General features: G+C 70.8%; 13 protein-coding genes. 2 read left to right on the forward strand and 11 right to left on the reverse strand.

Going from position 1 to position 14,491, the window contains the following annotated elements; translation table 11 throughout:
- Nucleotides 1–34: 34 nt before the first annotated feature.
- From QM782_RS20590 to QM782_RS20600, 3 genes are all read right to left on the reverse strand, one after another.
- A complete protein-coding gene (locus QM782_RS20590; protein WP_415204740.1) occupies nt 35–1,003 on the reverse strand; it encodes a Bug family tripartite tricarboxylate transporter substrate binding protein in 969 nt (322 codons plus the stop codon).
- Nucleotides 1,004–1,211: 208 nt separating this feature from the next.
- The gene (locus QM782_RS20595) at nt 1,212–2,663 is read right to left on the reverse strand and encodes an MFS transporter (protein ID WP_415204741.1); all 1,452 of its coding nucleotides are present in this window, start codon (nt 2,661–2,663) and stop codon (nt 1,212–1,214) included.
- Nucleotides 2,660–3,166 (reverse strand): MarR family winged helix-turn-helix transcriptional regulator, encoded by a 507-nt coding sequence (locus QM782_RS20600; RefSeq protein WP_415204742.1) that lies wholly within the window; start codon nt 3,164–3,166, stop codon nt 2,660–2,662. Before QM782_RS20600 ends, QM782_RS20595 begins: the two co-directional genes overlap by 4 nt.
- 345 nt (nt 3,167–3,511) lie before the next feature.
- On the opposite strand from QM782_RS20600, the gene QM782_RS20605 reads away from it, so the two are divergent.
- A complete protein-coding gene (locus QM782_RS20605) occupies nt 3,512–3,910 on the forward strand; it encodes an H-NS family nucleoid-associated regulatory protein (RefSeq protein ID WP_415204743.1) in 399 nt (132 codons plus the stop codon).
- Nucleotides 3,911–4,241: 331 nt separating this feature from the next.
- Nucleotides 4,242–5,000 carry an SDR family oxidoreductase gene (locus QM782_RS20610; RefSeq protein WP_415204744.1) on the forward strand — a complete coding sequence of 253 codons (759 nt, stop codon included), beginning with the start codon at nt 4,242–4,244 and terminating at the stop codon, nt 4,998–5,000.
- Between the two features lie 478 nt (nt 5,001–5,478).
- On the opposite strand, the gene QM782_RS20615 is transcribed toward QM782_RS20610, so the two are convergent.
- The 8 genes from QM782_RS20615 to QM782_RS20650 all read right to left on the reverse strand — a co-directional run bounded on the left by QM782_RS20615 (nt 5,479) and on the right by QM782_RS20650 (nt 14,458).
- On the reverse strand, nt 5,479–6,474 hold the full coding sequence (locus tag QM782_RS20615) for an NADPH:quinone reductase (protein ID WP_415204745.1): 996 nt from the start codon (nt 6,472–6,474) through the stop codon (nt 5,479–5,481).
- Nucleotides 6,474–8,213, reverse strand: a complete 1,740-nt coding sequence (locus QM782_RS20620; protein WP_415204746.1) for an FAD-dependent oxidoreductase — start codon at nt 8,211–8,213, stop codon at nt 6,474–6,476. Before QM782_RS20620 ends, QM782_RS20615 begins: the two co-directional genes overlap by 1 nt.
- 58 nt (nt 8,214–8,271) lie before the next feature.
- A complete protein-coding gene (locus QM782_RS20625) occupies nt 8,272–9,039 on the reverse strand; it encodes an SDR family NAD(P)-dependent oxidoreductase (protein ID WP_415204747.1) in 768 nt (255 codons plus the stop codon).
- 19 nt (nt 9,040–9,058) lie between these two features.
- Nucleotides 9,059–10,078 (reverse strand): Bug family tripartite tricarboxylate transporter substrate binding protein, encoded by a 1,020-nt coding sequence (locus QM782_RS20630; RefSeq protein ID WP_415204748.1) that lies wholly within the window; start codon nt 10,076–10,078, stop codon nt 9,059–9,061.
- Nucleotides 10,079–10,208: 130 nt separating this feature from the next.
- On the reverse strand, nt 10,209–11,222 hold the full coding sequence (locus QM782_RS20635; RefSeq protein WP_415204749.1) for a tripartite tricarboxylate transporter substrate binding protein: 1,014 nt from the start codon (nt 11,220–11,222) through the stop codon (nt 10,209–10,211).
- A 75-nt stretch (nt 11,223–11,297) separates the two neighbouring features.
- A complete protein-coding gene (locus QM782_RS20640) occupies nt 11,298–12,833 on the reverse strand; it encodes an FAD-dependent oxidoreductase (protein ID WP_415204750.1) in 1,536 nt (511 codons plus the stop codon).
- Between the two features lie 39 nt (nt 12,834–12,872).
- On the reverse strand, nt 12,873–13,844 hold the full coding sequence (locus QM782_RS20645; RefSeq protein ID WP_415204751.1) for a Bug family tripartite tricarboxylate transporter substrate binding protein: 972 nt from the start codon (nt 13,842–13,844) through the stop codon (nt 12,873–12,875).
- A 74-nt stretch (nt 13,845–13,918) separates the two neighbouring features.
- Nucleotides 13,919–14,458, reverse strand: coding sequence for a nuclear transport factor 2 family protein (locus tag QM782_RS20650; protein ID WP_415204752.1), 540 nt, complete (start codon nt 14,456–14,458; stop codon nt 13,919–13,921).
- Between the last annotated feature and the right edge of the window lie 33 nt (nt 14,459–14,491).

Below are 14,491 nucleotides of genomic sequence, written 5' to 3' on the forward strand. Positions count from 1 at the left end.
GTGGGATGAGACGGGGAAGAGGGCGCGTTCCGGCCTATTCCTTCTCGTAGCCGAGGTCGGCGGCGACCTTCAGCGTGCGCGCGGCGTCGTCGTGCAGGAACTTGGTGAACTCCTCGGGGCTCATCTTGCCGGGCTCGGCGCTGTCGCGGCGGAAGCGCTCGCGCACGGTGTCGCTGGCCAGCGCCGTGCGCAGCGCCTTCGCCAGGCGCGGCACGACTTCCGGCGGTACCTTGGCCGGCGCCAGCAGGCCCAGGTAGACATAGAAGCTGTAGTGCGGCAGGCCCTGCTCGGCGAGCGTCGGAATGTCCGGGAAGGCCGGCGAGCGCGTGGTCGACGTGATGCCGAAGGCGCGCAGCTTGCCTTCCTGCACCAGCGGCCCGGAGGAGTTGGCGCCGTCGAACATCACGTTGGCGCGGCCGCCGACCACGTCGGGCAGTGCGGCCGCGGCGCCCTTGTACGGCACGTCCAGGAAGCGCGTGCCGGTCTGCTGGAAGAACAGCGCCGAGGCCATGTGCACGCTCGTGCCCTTGCCCGCGTGGGCCATGATCAGATCGCCGGGCCGCGCCTTGGCGTTGGCGATCAGTTCGGCCAGCGTCCGGCTGGGCTGGCTGGGCGCGCCCACCAGCAGGAATGGCGCCTGGTTCATCATGCCGATGCCGGTGAAGTCTTTCGCGAGGTCGTAGCCGGGATCCTTCTTGAAGGCCGGCAGCTGCGCCACCGTGTTGGCCGCGGCCAGCAGCGTGTAGCCGTCGGCCGGCGCGGCCTTGGCGGCGCGGATGCCGAGCGCGCCGTCGGCGCCGGGCTTGTTCTCGATGATGATGGCCTGGCCGAGGTCCTTGGCCATCTCCTGGGCGACCACGCGGGTCGTCACGTCCAGCAGCGCGCCGGCGGAGGAGTGGACGATGATCCGGATCGGGCGATTCGGGTAGCCGTCCGCATGGGCGGACAGCGCGGCGAAGGCGGCGGTGGCGCAGAGCGCGCGCAGCAGGGTGCCGGCATGCATGGTGTCTGTATCTCCTCGAAGGACGTGGTCTGTCGGAAGGCCCTGGCGGCACGTCGGTCGAGCCTCGCCAAGCGCTCGCTGCCCGGATGCACAGGTGCGCAGCGGGCAAAGCATCGCGGGCCGCCGGCAGCCGGTCAACGGACCGTGGCGGCCCATTCCGTACTTCGGCAAGGATGTGGCGGCGGCGCAGCGGGCCGCCGCCGCGCATTCAGCGCAGGCGCTTCTGGGTCGCCACCACCACCGCCGCCAGCAGGGCCATCACCGCGATCCACACGTACAGGTCCTGGCCGGCGAGAAAGACCGCCTGGGCGCCCAGGTGGGGGGCCGGCGGGGCGCCCGCGCCCGCCTGGGCCAGCCGGGCGTGCTGGGCCGTGCTTTCGCTGTGCAGCGCGACGGCGGCGGCGGCCGAGGCCAGCGAGATCATCATCTGCCGCATCATGTTCTTGGCCTGGTAGCCCTTGGCGAAATGGGTGTCGCCCAGTGCACGCCAGGTCAGCGCCGACACCGGCAGGATCATCAGCACGCCGAACAGCCCCTTGGCGGCCAGCGGCGCGCACAGCGCGGCAATGGGCGCGTCGACCGGCAGCAACGCCATCCACCAGGCCGAGGCGGCCATGCACAGGCATCCGGCGATCATCATGGGCCGCTTGTTCTCCACACGGGCCGAGTAGCGGCTGTAGATCACCACCGCGACGAAGGTGACCAGGCCGGAGAAGCTGTTGAGCCAGCCCGTGGTCACCACCGGCAGGCCCAGCCCGCGTTCCGCGTACTGCGGGAACAGGTAGTTGTTGAAGTTGACGATGAAGTAGTACGCGGCGAACAGGCCCATGCCGGCCATGAAGCCGGGGTTGGCCAGGTCGCGCAGGTGCAGCAGGGGCTCGTCGTGCCGCCACTGGTGCAGGCTGAACAGGCCCAGCAGCGTGATGCCGGCCATGGCCGCCAGCGCCAGATGCTGGGGCTGCTCCAGCAGGCCGTGGTCGGCTTCCGAGAAGACCCATTGCACCAGGCCCACGGCCAGCAGGAGCAGCACGATGGGAATGAGCGACCAGCGCACCGGCTCGGCGCTCTTGCCCAGGTGGCGGGGCATCAGCCGCTGCACGCCCACGGCCAGCACGACCACGATGGGCGCCTGGATCCAGAAGATCCACTGCCAGCCCCAGGCGTCCACGAGCACGGCCGCCAGTGCTGGCGCCACCACGCCCATGCCGAAGATCGTCAGCAGGAAACAGCGCGAGGCCAGCGGCCGCATCGGCACCGAGAACAGCAGCGGGATCAGCACGCGCGTGCTGAGGAAGAACGCGCCGCCGCCCATGCCCTGCAGCATGCGCGCCACGACCATCTCCGGCAGGTTCGTGGCCAGCGCCGAGCCCACGTCGCCCAGGCCGAACAGCACCAGCGCCAGCATCAGGTAGCGGCGGTAGCCCATGTGCCGCGTCATCCACTGCTGCGTGGCCACCATGAAGATGTTGCCCACGGCGAAGGCCATCTGCACCAGCGCGAACTTCTGCGGCGCGGCGTCGATGGCCTTCATGATGGGGGCCGCGGCGAACACGAACATCCCGCTTTCGAGGAACTCCACGCCCACGAGCCCGCAGATCAGCGCGATCAGCAGGCGCTGCTTCTGCCGGTGCTGCCACTGGTGCAACGGATGCGTCTTCATCGCGCGGCCTCCGCGTTCTTGGCGCTGGCGCGCAGGTGGGCGTGGACCTGCGCGAGCTGCCTGGCGAGGGTCTGCACCTCGCCGTCGGCCAGCGGCGCCCAGGCGACCGCGTAGGCTGCCTGCACCAGCGGCACGGCCTGTTCCAGCGCATCGGCGCCGGCCTGCGTCAGCGTGATCTGCAGGCTGCGGCGGTCGTGCGCGTGCGGTGCGCGCGCGATCAGGCCCTTCGCCTCCAGCGCATCCAGCAGGCGGGTGATCTGCGTGCGCGTGGCATCCAGCGTCACGCCCAGTGTCGTGGGGCGCAAGGGCTCGTGCGCGCTGTCCGACAGCAGGCGGAGCGCCAGGTATTCGCGCATGTGCAGGCCGCACGGGGCCAGTGCGGCGTCGATGCTGCGCTCCAGCCAGTGGGCGGCGTGCTGCAACTCGCGCGAGGCGGCGACGCACGCCTGCAGCATGGGGGGCTTGCCGGCCAGCAGGCGCTCGCGGCGGGATCGTAGGCTCATCGGTGCGTTTGTCATTATTACGTATGAAATAATATCATACGAGATGAATGACCGGCGAACTCGCCCGGTGGCTGCCGGCCGCATGCGCAGGATGGGCATAGCGTCCTTGGTCGGCCGAGGCGACTGTGGAATGAACCGCATGAGATGGCGCATGCGGCAGTGAACGAGACCCTGGGGGCAGAGCGGCTCATTCGTCCTGGGGTGTCATTGGATGCCATGCGGGCATGATCGGCACATGCAGTCGTGCCTGGCCGCCGGCATTCGAGGCAGTCATTCATCGCATTCGCCGCTCATCCAGTCATTCGTTTAGACTGGTAGCCCGTATCCGCTACTTCAATCTTTCCCATGAAGACTCGCCGCGCTGCAGCAAAGTTCACCACGACCGACCCGACCGTGACCCTCAAGGAAATCGACCAGGAGATCGCCAAGCTCCAGGAGCAGGCGGCGGCGATCGTCGCGGCCGAGAAAGCCAGCGTGATCGTGCGCATGAAGGAAGCCATCGCCTACTACGGCATCACCGTGGCCGACCTGGGCCTGGGCAAGGCCGCCGAGCCCAAGCCCAAGTCGACCAAGGCGAAGGAGCCGGCCGCGGCGGCGCCGCCGGCCAAGAAGCCGCGCGCCGGCGCCGGCCGCATCAGGTTCAAGGACGACGCAGGCAACACCTGGTCCGGATTCGGGCCGAAGCCGCGCTGGTTCACCGAGGCCCTGGCCAGCGGCAAGACGGTCGAGGATCTCAAGGCCTGACGCGCGGCCTCGGTTCAGCCGCTCGGCCAGTGCGTCATCGCCGGGCTGAACCGGCGGGTGTCGATCCGGTGCAGCAGAGACTCCCTGCATGACGAACTGCAAGAAGCCTGTGGTCTCGGCGATCCACGGCCCCGCGGTGGGCTCGGGGCCGATCGTGGGCATGCCGGTCGACATCTTCGCCGTGGACGCGCCCGGACGTGTCGGCTGAGCGGCATCGCTATCGCCGCGGCCTCCAGCGGCTCCGACAAGCTTTCACGCTGCCGCTGATGGCGCGAAGGTCCCTGGGACGCCGCATCGGGCCCTTTTGCCTGCATTGGGGAGCATTCTTTCGATGGACCTGGGAATCAAAGGCAAACGCGCCGTCGTGACCGGCGGCACCTCCGGCCTGGGACTGGCCTCGGCCGAGGCCCTCGCGCGCGAGGGTGCGGATCTGGTGCTGTTCGCGCGCAGCCGGCAGCGCCTGGACGAAGTGGGGCAGGACCTGCAGGCCCGCTTCGGTGTGGCGGTGGAAGGCGTGGCGGGCGACATCACGCGCAAGCAGGACGTGCAGGCCCTGGCCGCAGCCGTCGCGGCGCGCGGCGGCGCCGACATCCTCGTGCCCAACGTGCCGCGGCCGCCGCAGCCGATGCGCGAGTTCCTCGCAGAGGACGACGACGACAAGTGGCAGCGCGCCTACCAGGACCAGCTGCACGGCGGCCTGCTGGTACTGCGCCTGCTCACGCCGCTGCTGCTGGGCAAGGGCTGGGGCCGCGTGGTGGCGATCACCTCTGCCAGCGTGAAGCAGCCGATGGCCCGGCACGCGATGTCCACCATCTTCCGCGCGGGACTGCATGCGGCACTCAAGCACCTGGCCAACGAGGTCGCCAGCCAGGGGGTGACGGTCAACGCCGTGGCGCCAGCGACCATCGTGACGCCGACCTTCGGCCAGCACCACAACCTGGAGGCGCGCGTGCAGGCCGTGCCGCTCAAGCGCCCCGGCACCACCGAAGAGCTGGGCGCCGTGGTGGCCTTCCTGGCCTCGCGGCAGGCGGGCTTCATCACCGGCCAGGTCGTGCAGCTCGACGGCGGCCAGACCCTGTCACTCCTCTGAATCCGGGAATGCGCGACGTAAAGGATTCCCAACAAGGCCCGCTGCGCGGCTGAAGATCGGCGAGGTCGGCGGCGTCGGCCCCGCGCTCTTTTGCGTGATGCTGTTCGCCGGCCTGGGCGCGGAGGTGGTTCGCATCGGCCGGCTGCATGCCGCCGACATGCGGTTTTCCCGTGGGCCGGTGCTTCGGGGTGGCGTTGCGCAGCCACCCTCGGTGGCTGCTGGACCCGATCGACGCCTTCGGCGGCGGCGCGATGGGCCTGGCGATTGGGGGGGCGGCTGCGCTGTTCGAGACGCGCAGCTCCGCCCAAGGCCAGGTGGTGGGCGCCGCGATGGTGGGCGGCTCCGCCTCGCTGACGGCGATGCTCTATGAGTTTCTGGCTTCTGGCCGACGTCTACTGGACCGACGAGCGCGGCTCGAACCGGCCGGACTCCGGCGCGCCCTGGTACAGCGTCTACCGTGCCAAGGACGGTGCTCCTGTCAGGCCTCGGTTGCGATCCGCAGCAGCACCTTGCCCGGCGCCCCGGCCTCCACCCGCTCGTGCGCCGCCGCGATCTCGTCCAGCCCGAACACATGGAGCTCGGGCAGCCGCAGGTCCGTGGCGCGGAGCCAGTCGGTCAGGTCGGCGCAGGCCGCGTCCTGCACGTCCTGCGGCAGTTCGTACAGCGCCACGAACAGCATGCGCCAGTTGCGCGGCATGACTTCGTAGAAGGGCAGCGTCGGATTCGGTTCGCCCATCGAGGCGTAGCTGGCGATGCTGCCGTGCGGCTTGAGCAGCTGCAGGGTGTGCGGCAGGTTGCCGCCGAAGTCGACCTCCACCACGTGGTCCACGCCGGCGCCGCCGGTCAGCGCCCGCACGCGCGCGGCGACGTCCTCGCGTCGGCGGTCCACTACCGCGTGCGCGCCGGCGCGCAAGGCCTGCCGGCCCTTCGCGTCGCCGCTGGCGGTGGCCAGCACCTGCCGTGCGCCGGCCCAGCGGGCCAGCTGGATGGCATAGAAGCCCACGCTGCCGGCGCCGCCCGTGACCAGCACCGTCTGCCCGCGCACCGGCCCCAGCCCGAGCAGGGCGCGGTGCGCCGTGAGCGCGGGCACGCCCAGCGTGGCGCCCGCCTGCAGGTCCACGCCCTGCGGCAGCGGGACGGCGCGCCGCTGCGGCACCACCGTGTACTCGGCCGCGGTGCCGAAGGCGCGCCTGCAGGCCGCGCGGTGCAGCCACACGCGCTGCCCGATGCGTTGCGGGTCCACGCCGCGGCCCACCCGGTCGATGACGCCGCTGCCGTCCATGTGGGGCACCAGGCGCGTGAAGCCGGCGTCCTGCGCGCCGGGGCGTGCGCGCCGCTTCACGTCCGAGCGGTTCACGCCCGACCAGTGGATGCGCACGCGCACCTCGCCCGCGGCGGGCTCCGGGGGCGCCAGGTCGCCGACCTGCAGCACGGTGCGCGCGGGCCCGTGGCGGTCGTACCAGGCGGCGCGCATCAGGCGGCCATTGCCGTGCGCGTTTCTTCCGTCCGCTGGGCGCGTGCCAGGTGCTCCACCGCGCGGAAGCCGAACACCAGTCCCGGCCCCAGGGTGGAGCCGCCGCCAGGGTAGAAGCCGCGGAACACGGAGGCCATCTCGTTGCCGCAGGCATACAGGCCGGGGATGGGGGCACCGTCCGTGCCCACCACCTGCGCGTCCGCGGTGGTCTTGAGGCCTACGGTGGCGCCCAGGCTGGCCGGATGGATGCGCAGCGCGAAGAACGGCGCATGCGCGATGGGCGACAGGTTGGGGTTGGGCTTGACGGCGGGATCGCCGAACATGCGGTTGTACGGATCCGATCCCTTGCCGAAGTCCAGGTCCACGCCGGTCTTGCAAAAGCCGTTGTGCCGTTCGACCGTCGCCGCCAGCGCATCCGGGTCGATGCCGATGCGCGTGGCCAGTTCGCGGATGGTGCGGCCGCGGGCGACATAGCCGTTGCGCACGTAGCGGCCGAGGAAGGGCTGGTACGGGCGGATCATGTTGCCGAAGCCGCGCCGCCAGACGAAGCGGCGATCGCAGACCAGGTAGAAGCGGCTGTTCTCGTGCACCCCGTCCTTGAACATCGCGTAGACGATGTCGTGGTAGGAGTTCGAGTCGTTGACGAAGCGCTTGCCGGCCGCGTTGACCGCGATCATGCCCGGGCGGCTGCGGTCCAGGTAGCCGTACAGGATCGTGGACTCGCTGCCGTCGCGTTCCCGGTACTTGGAGGTGGGTGTCCACCAGCAGGGCGAGGCCAGCTCGGTGTCGACGGCCGCGCCGATGCGGCGCGCGGCCTCCAGCGCGTCGCCCACGTTGCCCTTGTAGGCCACGCTCTGGTCGTGCGGGAAGTCCTTCGCGAACTCCTCGCGCAGCCGTGGATTGCGGGGAAAGCCGCCGGCGGCCAGCACCACCGCCCGGCGCGCACGCACCCGCACCGGCTTGCCGTCGCGCTGGATGACCACCCCTTGCACGCCGCCGTGCGCATCGCCGACCAGCGACACCAGCGGGGCGTCGAGCCAGACCGGCACATGGCGCTCGCGCAGGCTCAGCAGCGCGCGGGCGATCAGCGCGTTGCCGGCGCCGATGTCCGTGCCGCGCGAGTACCGCGTGAGGTCCATCGCATAGCGCGCCAGCGTGCCGGCCACGTTGAAGAAGTTGCGCAGCGAGCCGAAGGGGTTGAGGAACTCGTCGATGCGGCGCTTGTCGACGGACAGCCCGCCCAGCAGCATCAGGCGCTTGATGGGGGGACGCACCAGCTCGAAGTCCTTGCCGAGCCGGCGCCCGTCGAAGCGCTCCGGCTCCAGCGAACGCCCGCCCGCCATGCCGCCGGGCAGCGACGCCTGGTAGTCCGACATGGCGGGCATCAGCTTGAAGCGCATCTGCGTGCCCTCCTGCACGGCGGCGGCCGCCGCCGGCGCGGACTCGACGTAGGCATCCACGAGGTCGGCGCGGTAGTAGCGGCCCAGCAGGTGGCGCAGGTATTCCTTCACGCGCTCGGGCGAGTCCGCCACGCCGGCGGCGCGGGCCTCGCGGGAGTTCGGGATCCACACCACCCCACCCGAGCTCGCCGTGGTGCCGCCGACCTGCGAGGACTTCTCGCACAGCAGCACGTCCAGTCCCTTCTTGGACGCCAGCAGCGTGGACACCATGCCGGCGCAGCCGCTGCCGATCACGACCACGTCGCGTTCCTCGTCCCATGCTTGCGGTCTATCCGTCATGCGTTCTCCGAATGTGCTCGCGCTCTGGGAAAAAAGCGCCGGGCCGGCCTGGATGCCGTCACGGCATGAAGGCCCCGGCGTTGACGTCCATGATGGTCCCCGTCATGGCACCGGCCTGCTCCGAACACAGGAAGGCGACCACGTGGGCCATCTCCTCGACCGTCGGCAGGCGGCCGAGCACCGTGTCGGCCACGCCGGTGGCGAAGTAGGCGCTGGGCTCGGCCGTGTTGATGGGGCTGACCATCATCGAAGGCGCCACGCAGTTGACGGTGATGCCGTCGCGGCCCACTTCGGCGGCCAGCGCGCGCGACAGCGCCAGCATGCCGGCCTTGGAGGCGGCGTAGTGGCCGTTGATGGCGATCGGCTTGGCCCGCGCGGCCCGCGACGAGATGTTCACCACGCGCCCCCACTTGCCGCGCTGCATCAGCGGGATGGCCTCGCGGCACATCAGGAACGCGCCGGTCAGGTTGACGTCCAGCACCTGCTGCCAGGCGCTCAGCGGTAGCTTGAGCAGCGGCAGGCGTTCGCCGTTGACGCGGCCCAGCACCGCGGCGTTGTTCACCAGCACGTCCAGGCGGCCGTGGCGCCGGTCGACCTGCGCGATCGCCCGCTGGACCGCGGCCTCGTCGGAGACGTCCAGCTCCAGCGCCATCGCGTCGACGCCGTGCCTGGCGGCGATGTCGGTCGCCGCCTGCGCGGCGAGCTCGGCGAGCACGTCGCCGAGGACCACCGCCATGCCGTCGGCCGCCAGGCGCTCGGCGATCGCGCGGCCCAGGCCGCGTGCGCCGCCGGTGACCAGGGCGACGCGTGGGTTCGAATCCGTCATGTGAGCACTCCCGGCCGCGTCATTGCGGAACGATGTTCAGCGACTGCACCACGCCCTTCCAGATCCGCATGTCCTCGGTGAAGTCGCGGGCGAACTCGGCGGGCGAGGATTTCAGCACCTCGCCGCCGAGTTTGGTCTCCAGGTCTTTCTTGAATTCCGGGTTCAGCAGCACCGCCTGCAGGTCGCGCGCGATGGTGTCGACCACGCTGCGCGGCGTGTTCTTCGGCGCGAAGATGCCGCCCCACGACAGTGGCATGTAGCCCGTGTAGCCGACGGCTTCCACGATCGTGGGCACGTCGGGCAGGTTCGGGTAGCGCCCATGGTCGACCACGGCGACCGGAACCAGCTTGCCGGTCTCGATCTGGGCCTTGACGTTGTTGGGCGCGTTCATCGCGATCTGCGCGTCTCCGCGCAGCAGGGCCAGCGTCATGTTCGGCACGCTGTTGAAGTCCACCGAGGTGTAGCGGATGCCCAGCGTCTGGTTCACGACGGCCATCATCATGTTGAAGATCGAGGTCGGTCCCGTGCCCGCGAAGAACAGGCCGTTCGGCGAGGACTGGCTGAGCGCGACGATCCCCGGCAGCGTCCTGGCTTTCTCGACGGTCTCGGGTGTGGCGAAGAACACCGTCTGGTAGTTGATGACGCGGTAGACCGGGATCAGGTCCGTCTCAGGGTCGTAGCGCAGGTTCTTCACGGTGTACTTGGGCAGCACGTTGCTCAGGGTTCCCAGCAGGAAGGTGTGGCCGTCGCTGGAATTGACCACGTACTCGGGCCCTACGACGCCACCGCCGCCCGGCTTGTTCTCCACGATGACGGGCTGTTTCCAGACCGCTTCCAGCCGCGGCGCGAGCATGCGCAGCATGGTGTCGCCGGTCGAGCCGGCGGCCACGCCCACGACCAGCCGCACCGGCCGCGTGGGCCAGTCGCCCGCGGCCGCCGCTGCGGTGCCGGACAGCAGGGAGGTGCCCGCGGCAGCGCCCGCGTACAGGGCGTGGCGCAGCCAGGCGCGGCGCCCGTGGTCGAATTGCAGGGGTTTCATGTAGGTCTCCAGTGAGGGTCGTTGTCGAACCGGTAGGGATGCCGAGGCGGGGATGCGACTTCGGCCGGCCTGCGGTGCTCTGTCTTGCCGCAGGCGCTGCGCTGGTGCGCGCCCGTGTGCTTCCGGCTCCTTACTCCGGCTTGTAGTCCAGCGCGATGAACGCCGCCTGCCAGGCCTTCGCGTCCTCCAGGTACTCCTTGCGGAATTGCGCTGGCGACGACGCCGGGACGGTTCCCGTCAGGCGCGTCTCGATCGACTTTCTGAGCTCCGCGTCGCTCAGGACCGTGCGCAGGTCGCTTCCCACGCGCTCGACGATCGCGGCCGGCATCGCCTTGGGCGCGAAGAGGCTGTGCCAGGACAGCGGCAGGAAGTCGCCCTTGTAGCCGGCCTCGTAGACGGTCGGCACGTCGGGCATGCTCGGGTAGCGTTCCCTGCCGAAGACGGCCAGCGGCCGCAGCTCGCCGGAATCGAAGTACTGCCTGATCGCGCCGGGGGCGTTGACCATCAGCTGGGCGTCGTTGCGCAGCACCGCCATGGTCATGGCGGGAACGTTGTTGTGGTCGATGGTGGCGTAGCGGATGCCCAGCGACCGGTTCACCACCGCCATCGACAGGTTGAAGATCGAGGCCGGCCCGGTCCCCGCGAAGAACACGCCTTGCGTGGACTGGCCCAGCCGCTTCATCTCCTGGAGCGTGCCGGCGCGCTCGGCCGTCTTCGCGTTGGTGACGATGACGAACTCGTAGTCGATGAGGCGGTAGACCGGGACCAGGTCGGTCACCGGGTCGTAGCGCAGGTTCCTGGTCGTGTACTTGGGCAGCAGGCTGCTCAGGGAGCCCACCAGGAACACATGGTTGTCGTTGGAGAAGGCGACGTACTCGGTCGCGATCACGCTGCCCGCACCCGGCTTGTTCTCCACGATGACGGGCTGCTTCCACAGCGCTTCCAGCCGCGGCGCGATCATGCGCGCCAGCAGGTCGCCCGAGGATCCGGCCGCGAACCCGAGGATCAGCCGGACGGGACGGGTGGGCCAGTCCTGGGGCTGCGCCTGCACGCCGCCGGCGGCCAGCCCGGACGCCGCCGCGCCCGCGGCCAGCACGGTGCGCAGCCAGCGGCGGCGCATGTTGTCGAAATTGGATGAAGCCATGCCGGTGTCTCCTGGGTTCGGTTCTGGAATGGGAATGGCAACCGCCGGGCGGCGGCGGGTCCGCCTTCCGCCTGTTCAGGCCATCGTGCTTTCGCCGGCCAGTTCGCCCAGGCACAGCGCTTCGGCGATGGACGCGCCCGAGGCCGGGTACATCAGCCCCACGGCCTGCCCCATCTCGCCGGCACTGAACAGCCCCGGAATGGGCCGGCCCTCCACCGAGATCACGCGCCCCTGCAGGTCGCGCCGCGGCCCGCCGTGCGTGTAGGGGCCGCCGAGGTACAGCGGCACGCAGTAGTAGGGCGGGCTGTCCAGCGGCACCAGTGTGGAGGCCGGCCGGCCGAACGCGTCCTTGCCCTGGCGGCAGGCCTCGTTGTAGGCCGCCACCGAGGCATCGAAGCGTGCCGGGTCTTCCTGCGCGCCGGCCGCGGCGGCGGCGGCGCCGGGCGTGGCGCCCTGGCCGATCCAGCCGGCGTCGATCTCGCGCTGGTTGTCCGCGCTCCAGTCGTACAGGCCCACGGCCACCGCCGCGCGGTCGGTGAAGGGCAGGGGGCCGGCGCGGCGGCGGCGCTCGTCGAAGATCCAGTACGAGGGCGAGCGCGTGTAGCCGACGCGGCGCGGGTCGAAGTCCTGCATCCGGTAGTAGAAGGTGTGCTGCTGCTGCGCCTGCTCGTACTCGTCGGCGTAGCGTTTGCCGTCCTGGTCGCAGATCACGTAGCCGCCGCCGCTCATCACGAACAGGAAGCCGGTCTGGCCCTGGTCCGGCACGTCGAAGCTGATGATGCCGCGGCCCACCATGCGCGTCATGCGCACCAGGTCGGCGCCCACCGACATGGCCATGCGCAGCCCGTCGCCCTGGTTGTCGGGGTTGCCGTAGAAGCGCGTGTCGGGCACCTGCAGGAACTGCCGCACGTACTCGGGGTTGCCGCCGAAGCCGCCCGTGGCCAGCACCACGCCGCGGCGCGCGCGGATCTCCTGCGGGCCCTCCGGGGTGTCGATGCGCACCCCGCGCACGCAGGGGCCTTGCGCGGTGTGCTCGACGAGCAGCTTCTGCGCACGCGCGTTCCACTGCAGCCCGATGCCGTGGTCCTGCACGGCCTGCATCAGGCCGCGATAGATCGCCTCGCCGCCCTGCACCAGGCCGGTGTCGCCGGTCATGCCGCCCTGGCTGGGCAGGCGCGGCGGCAGCGTGGTCGCGGTGCGCCAGACGCGCACGGACTGCGCGCCCGGCAGGTGGGGATGCTCGGCCCACATCTGCGCGCCGTACTCCTCGCGCGACAGGCCCCAGGTCTCGGTATCGGCCAGGATCAGCTGCACACCGATGTCCTCCAGCCAGCGCTGCAGGTGCACGTTGCGCTCGGCCCAGGGCCGGAACAGGGCCTCGTCCACCTGCCCGCCCGCGCAGGCGGACAGGTAGGCCGCACCTTCGGCCGCCGAGGTCAGCGTCATGAGCCAGCCGCCGGACATGCGCACGCTGGGGGTGTGCTTGCCGGGGCGCTGGCGCTCGACGATGAGCACCTCGCTGCCGCGGCGCCGTGCGCCCAGCGCCGTGGCCACGCCGCCGGCGCCGCAGCCCAGCACCACCACATCGACTTCACGAGAACTTTCGGGCATCGTGCCTGTCCTTTCCGTGGCCATCCGCCACATGGCCTCTCAGCGCGGGCCGCCCACCTTCTGCTTCCAGAAGCGGCCGGCCTCCTCGATCTCGCTGGCGGCTTCCTCCAGCGTCGTGTTCGCCGGTTCGAGCGACATCTGCAGCAAGGCTTCGTGGACCTGCGGGGTCGCCAGCACCTTGCGCAGGGCCGCGTTGAATTCCCGCGCCATCGCCGGCGGCAGTCCCTTGGGCGCGAAGAAGCCGATGAGCGTGCGCACGGTCTCCAGATCCTGCACACCCAGTTCCTTGAAGGTCGGCACCTCGGGCAGCAGTTCGGAGCGCGTGGGGCCCGTCAGGGCCACGACCCGGACCCTGCCGGCGTGGTGCGCCTTGACCGCCTCGGGCATGCCGGTGGAGACGGAGGGCACCTGGTTGCCCATGACGCTCTGCATCGCGGGCGCGGACCCCGGGAAGGGGACGGCGACCATCTCCACGCCCAGGTACTTGCCGATCGCGTCGCCCACGGCGCCGGGCGCGCCGCCGATGTAGGACACGCCGTAGGAGCGGATGAGCGGGTCCTTGCGTGCGGCTTCGGCGAACTGCGCGAAGTCCTTGTACGGCGCGTTGGCGGGGATGGTCAGCGTCCATCGGCTGCGGAAGGCCTGGCCCAATGCGACGAAGTCCCGGTTCGCGTCGTAGGTGACGCCGGGCGTGGTCAGCGGCACGACGATCAGCGAGTGGTCCACCGTGAACAGCAGCGTCGTGCCGTCCGGCGCTGCGTGCTGGACCAGCTGGGTGCCGATCTGGCCGTTCGCGCCGGGCTTGTTCTCGATGAAGATGTTCTGTCCCAGCTCCTTCGAGAGCCCCGGGGCGAGGAGGCGGGCGCCGGCGTCCGCCCCGCCGCCAGGCGCATAGGGCACGATGACCCGGATGGGGCTCTTGAAGGACGACTGCGCGGCGCCCGCAAGCGGGGCCAGGGCGCCGGCGGCGAGCGCGAAGGTGGCGAGCAGGCGGGGGAAGGCGTGTGGCATGGTGTCTCCTGGAGGGTGGTGGAAGGCGACGGCAGCTCTTCGGCGCCGTTGGTGCGATGCGGCGCGCCGGCGGTTCAGTCCGGCGGGGTGCGGCGCAGGAAGGGCCAGGAGGGGTCTTGCTCGCGCCGGCCGGGCGCAGGGCCGCGGACTTCGCTGGACAGCTGCGAGCCGGGCAGCGGCTGCCGGACCCAGTCCATGACCACGCGGCGTTCGGCGATGCGCCAGCGCCCCCCGCGGCAGGTGAACAGGTCGAGGTAGCGCCCGCCTGCGGGCACCAGCTCGCTGTCTCCGGTGGTGGGATTCGTCTGCGGCCGGTACAGCAGGAAATAGCTTTCCACGCGGGCCTGGTCGCCGTCCAGCTCCACCAGCACGTTGGTGAGGTGGTGCTGGCCCACGATGCGGGGCTGGTCGAGCTTGTCCACGGCGAAGCGGGCGAAGGCCTCCGCGGGGCCGTCCCCGGTCAGGCGGCCGCGGTCCATCGCGCCGGGGTGGTAGGCGCTGCAGATCAGGTCGAAGTCGCCGCGGTCCAGCCCGCGGCAGTAGCGCGCGAGCGCCTGCCGGATCTCGATGTGTGCAGTCAGCTCGCTCGGATGCATGACGGGGAGAGCGTCCATGGCGGTCCTCCGGGGCGTGCGATGGGGGGCGGA

This window comes from Pseudorhodoferax sp. (assembly GCF_047601025.1).
Lineage (GTDB): Bacteria > Pseudomonadota > Gammaproteobacteria > Burkholderiales > Burkholderiaceae_C > Pseudorhodoferax.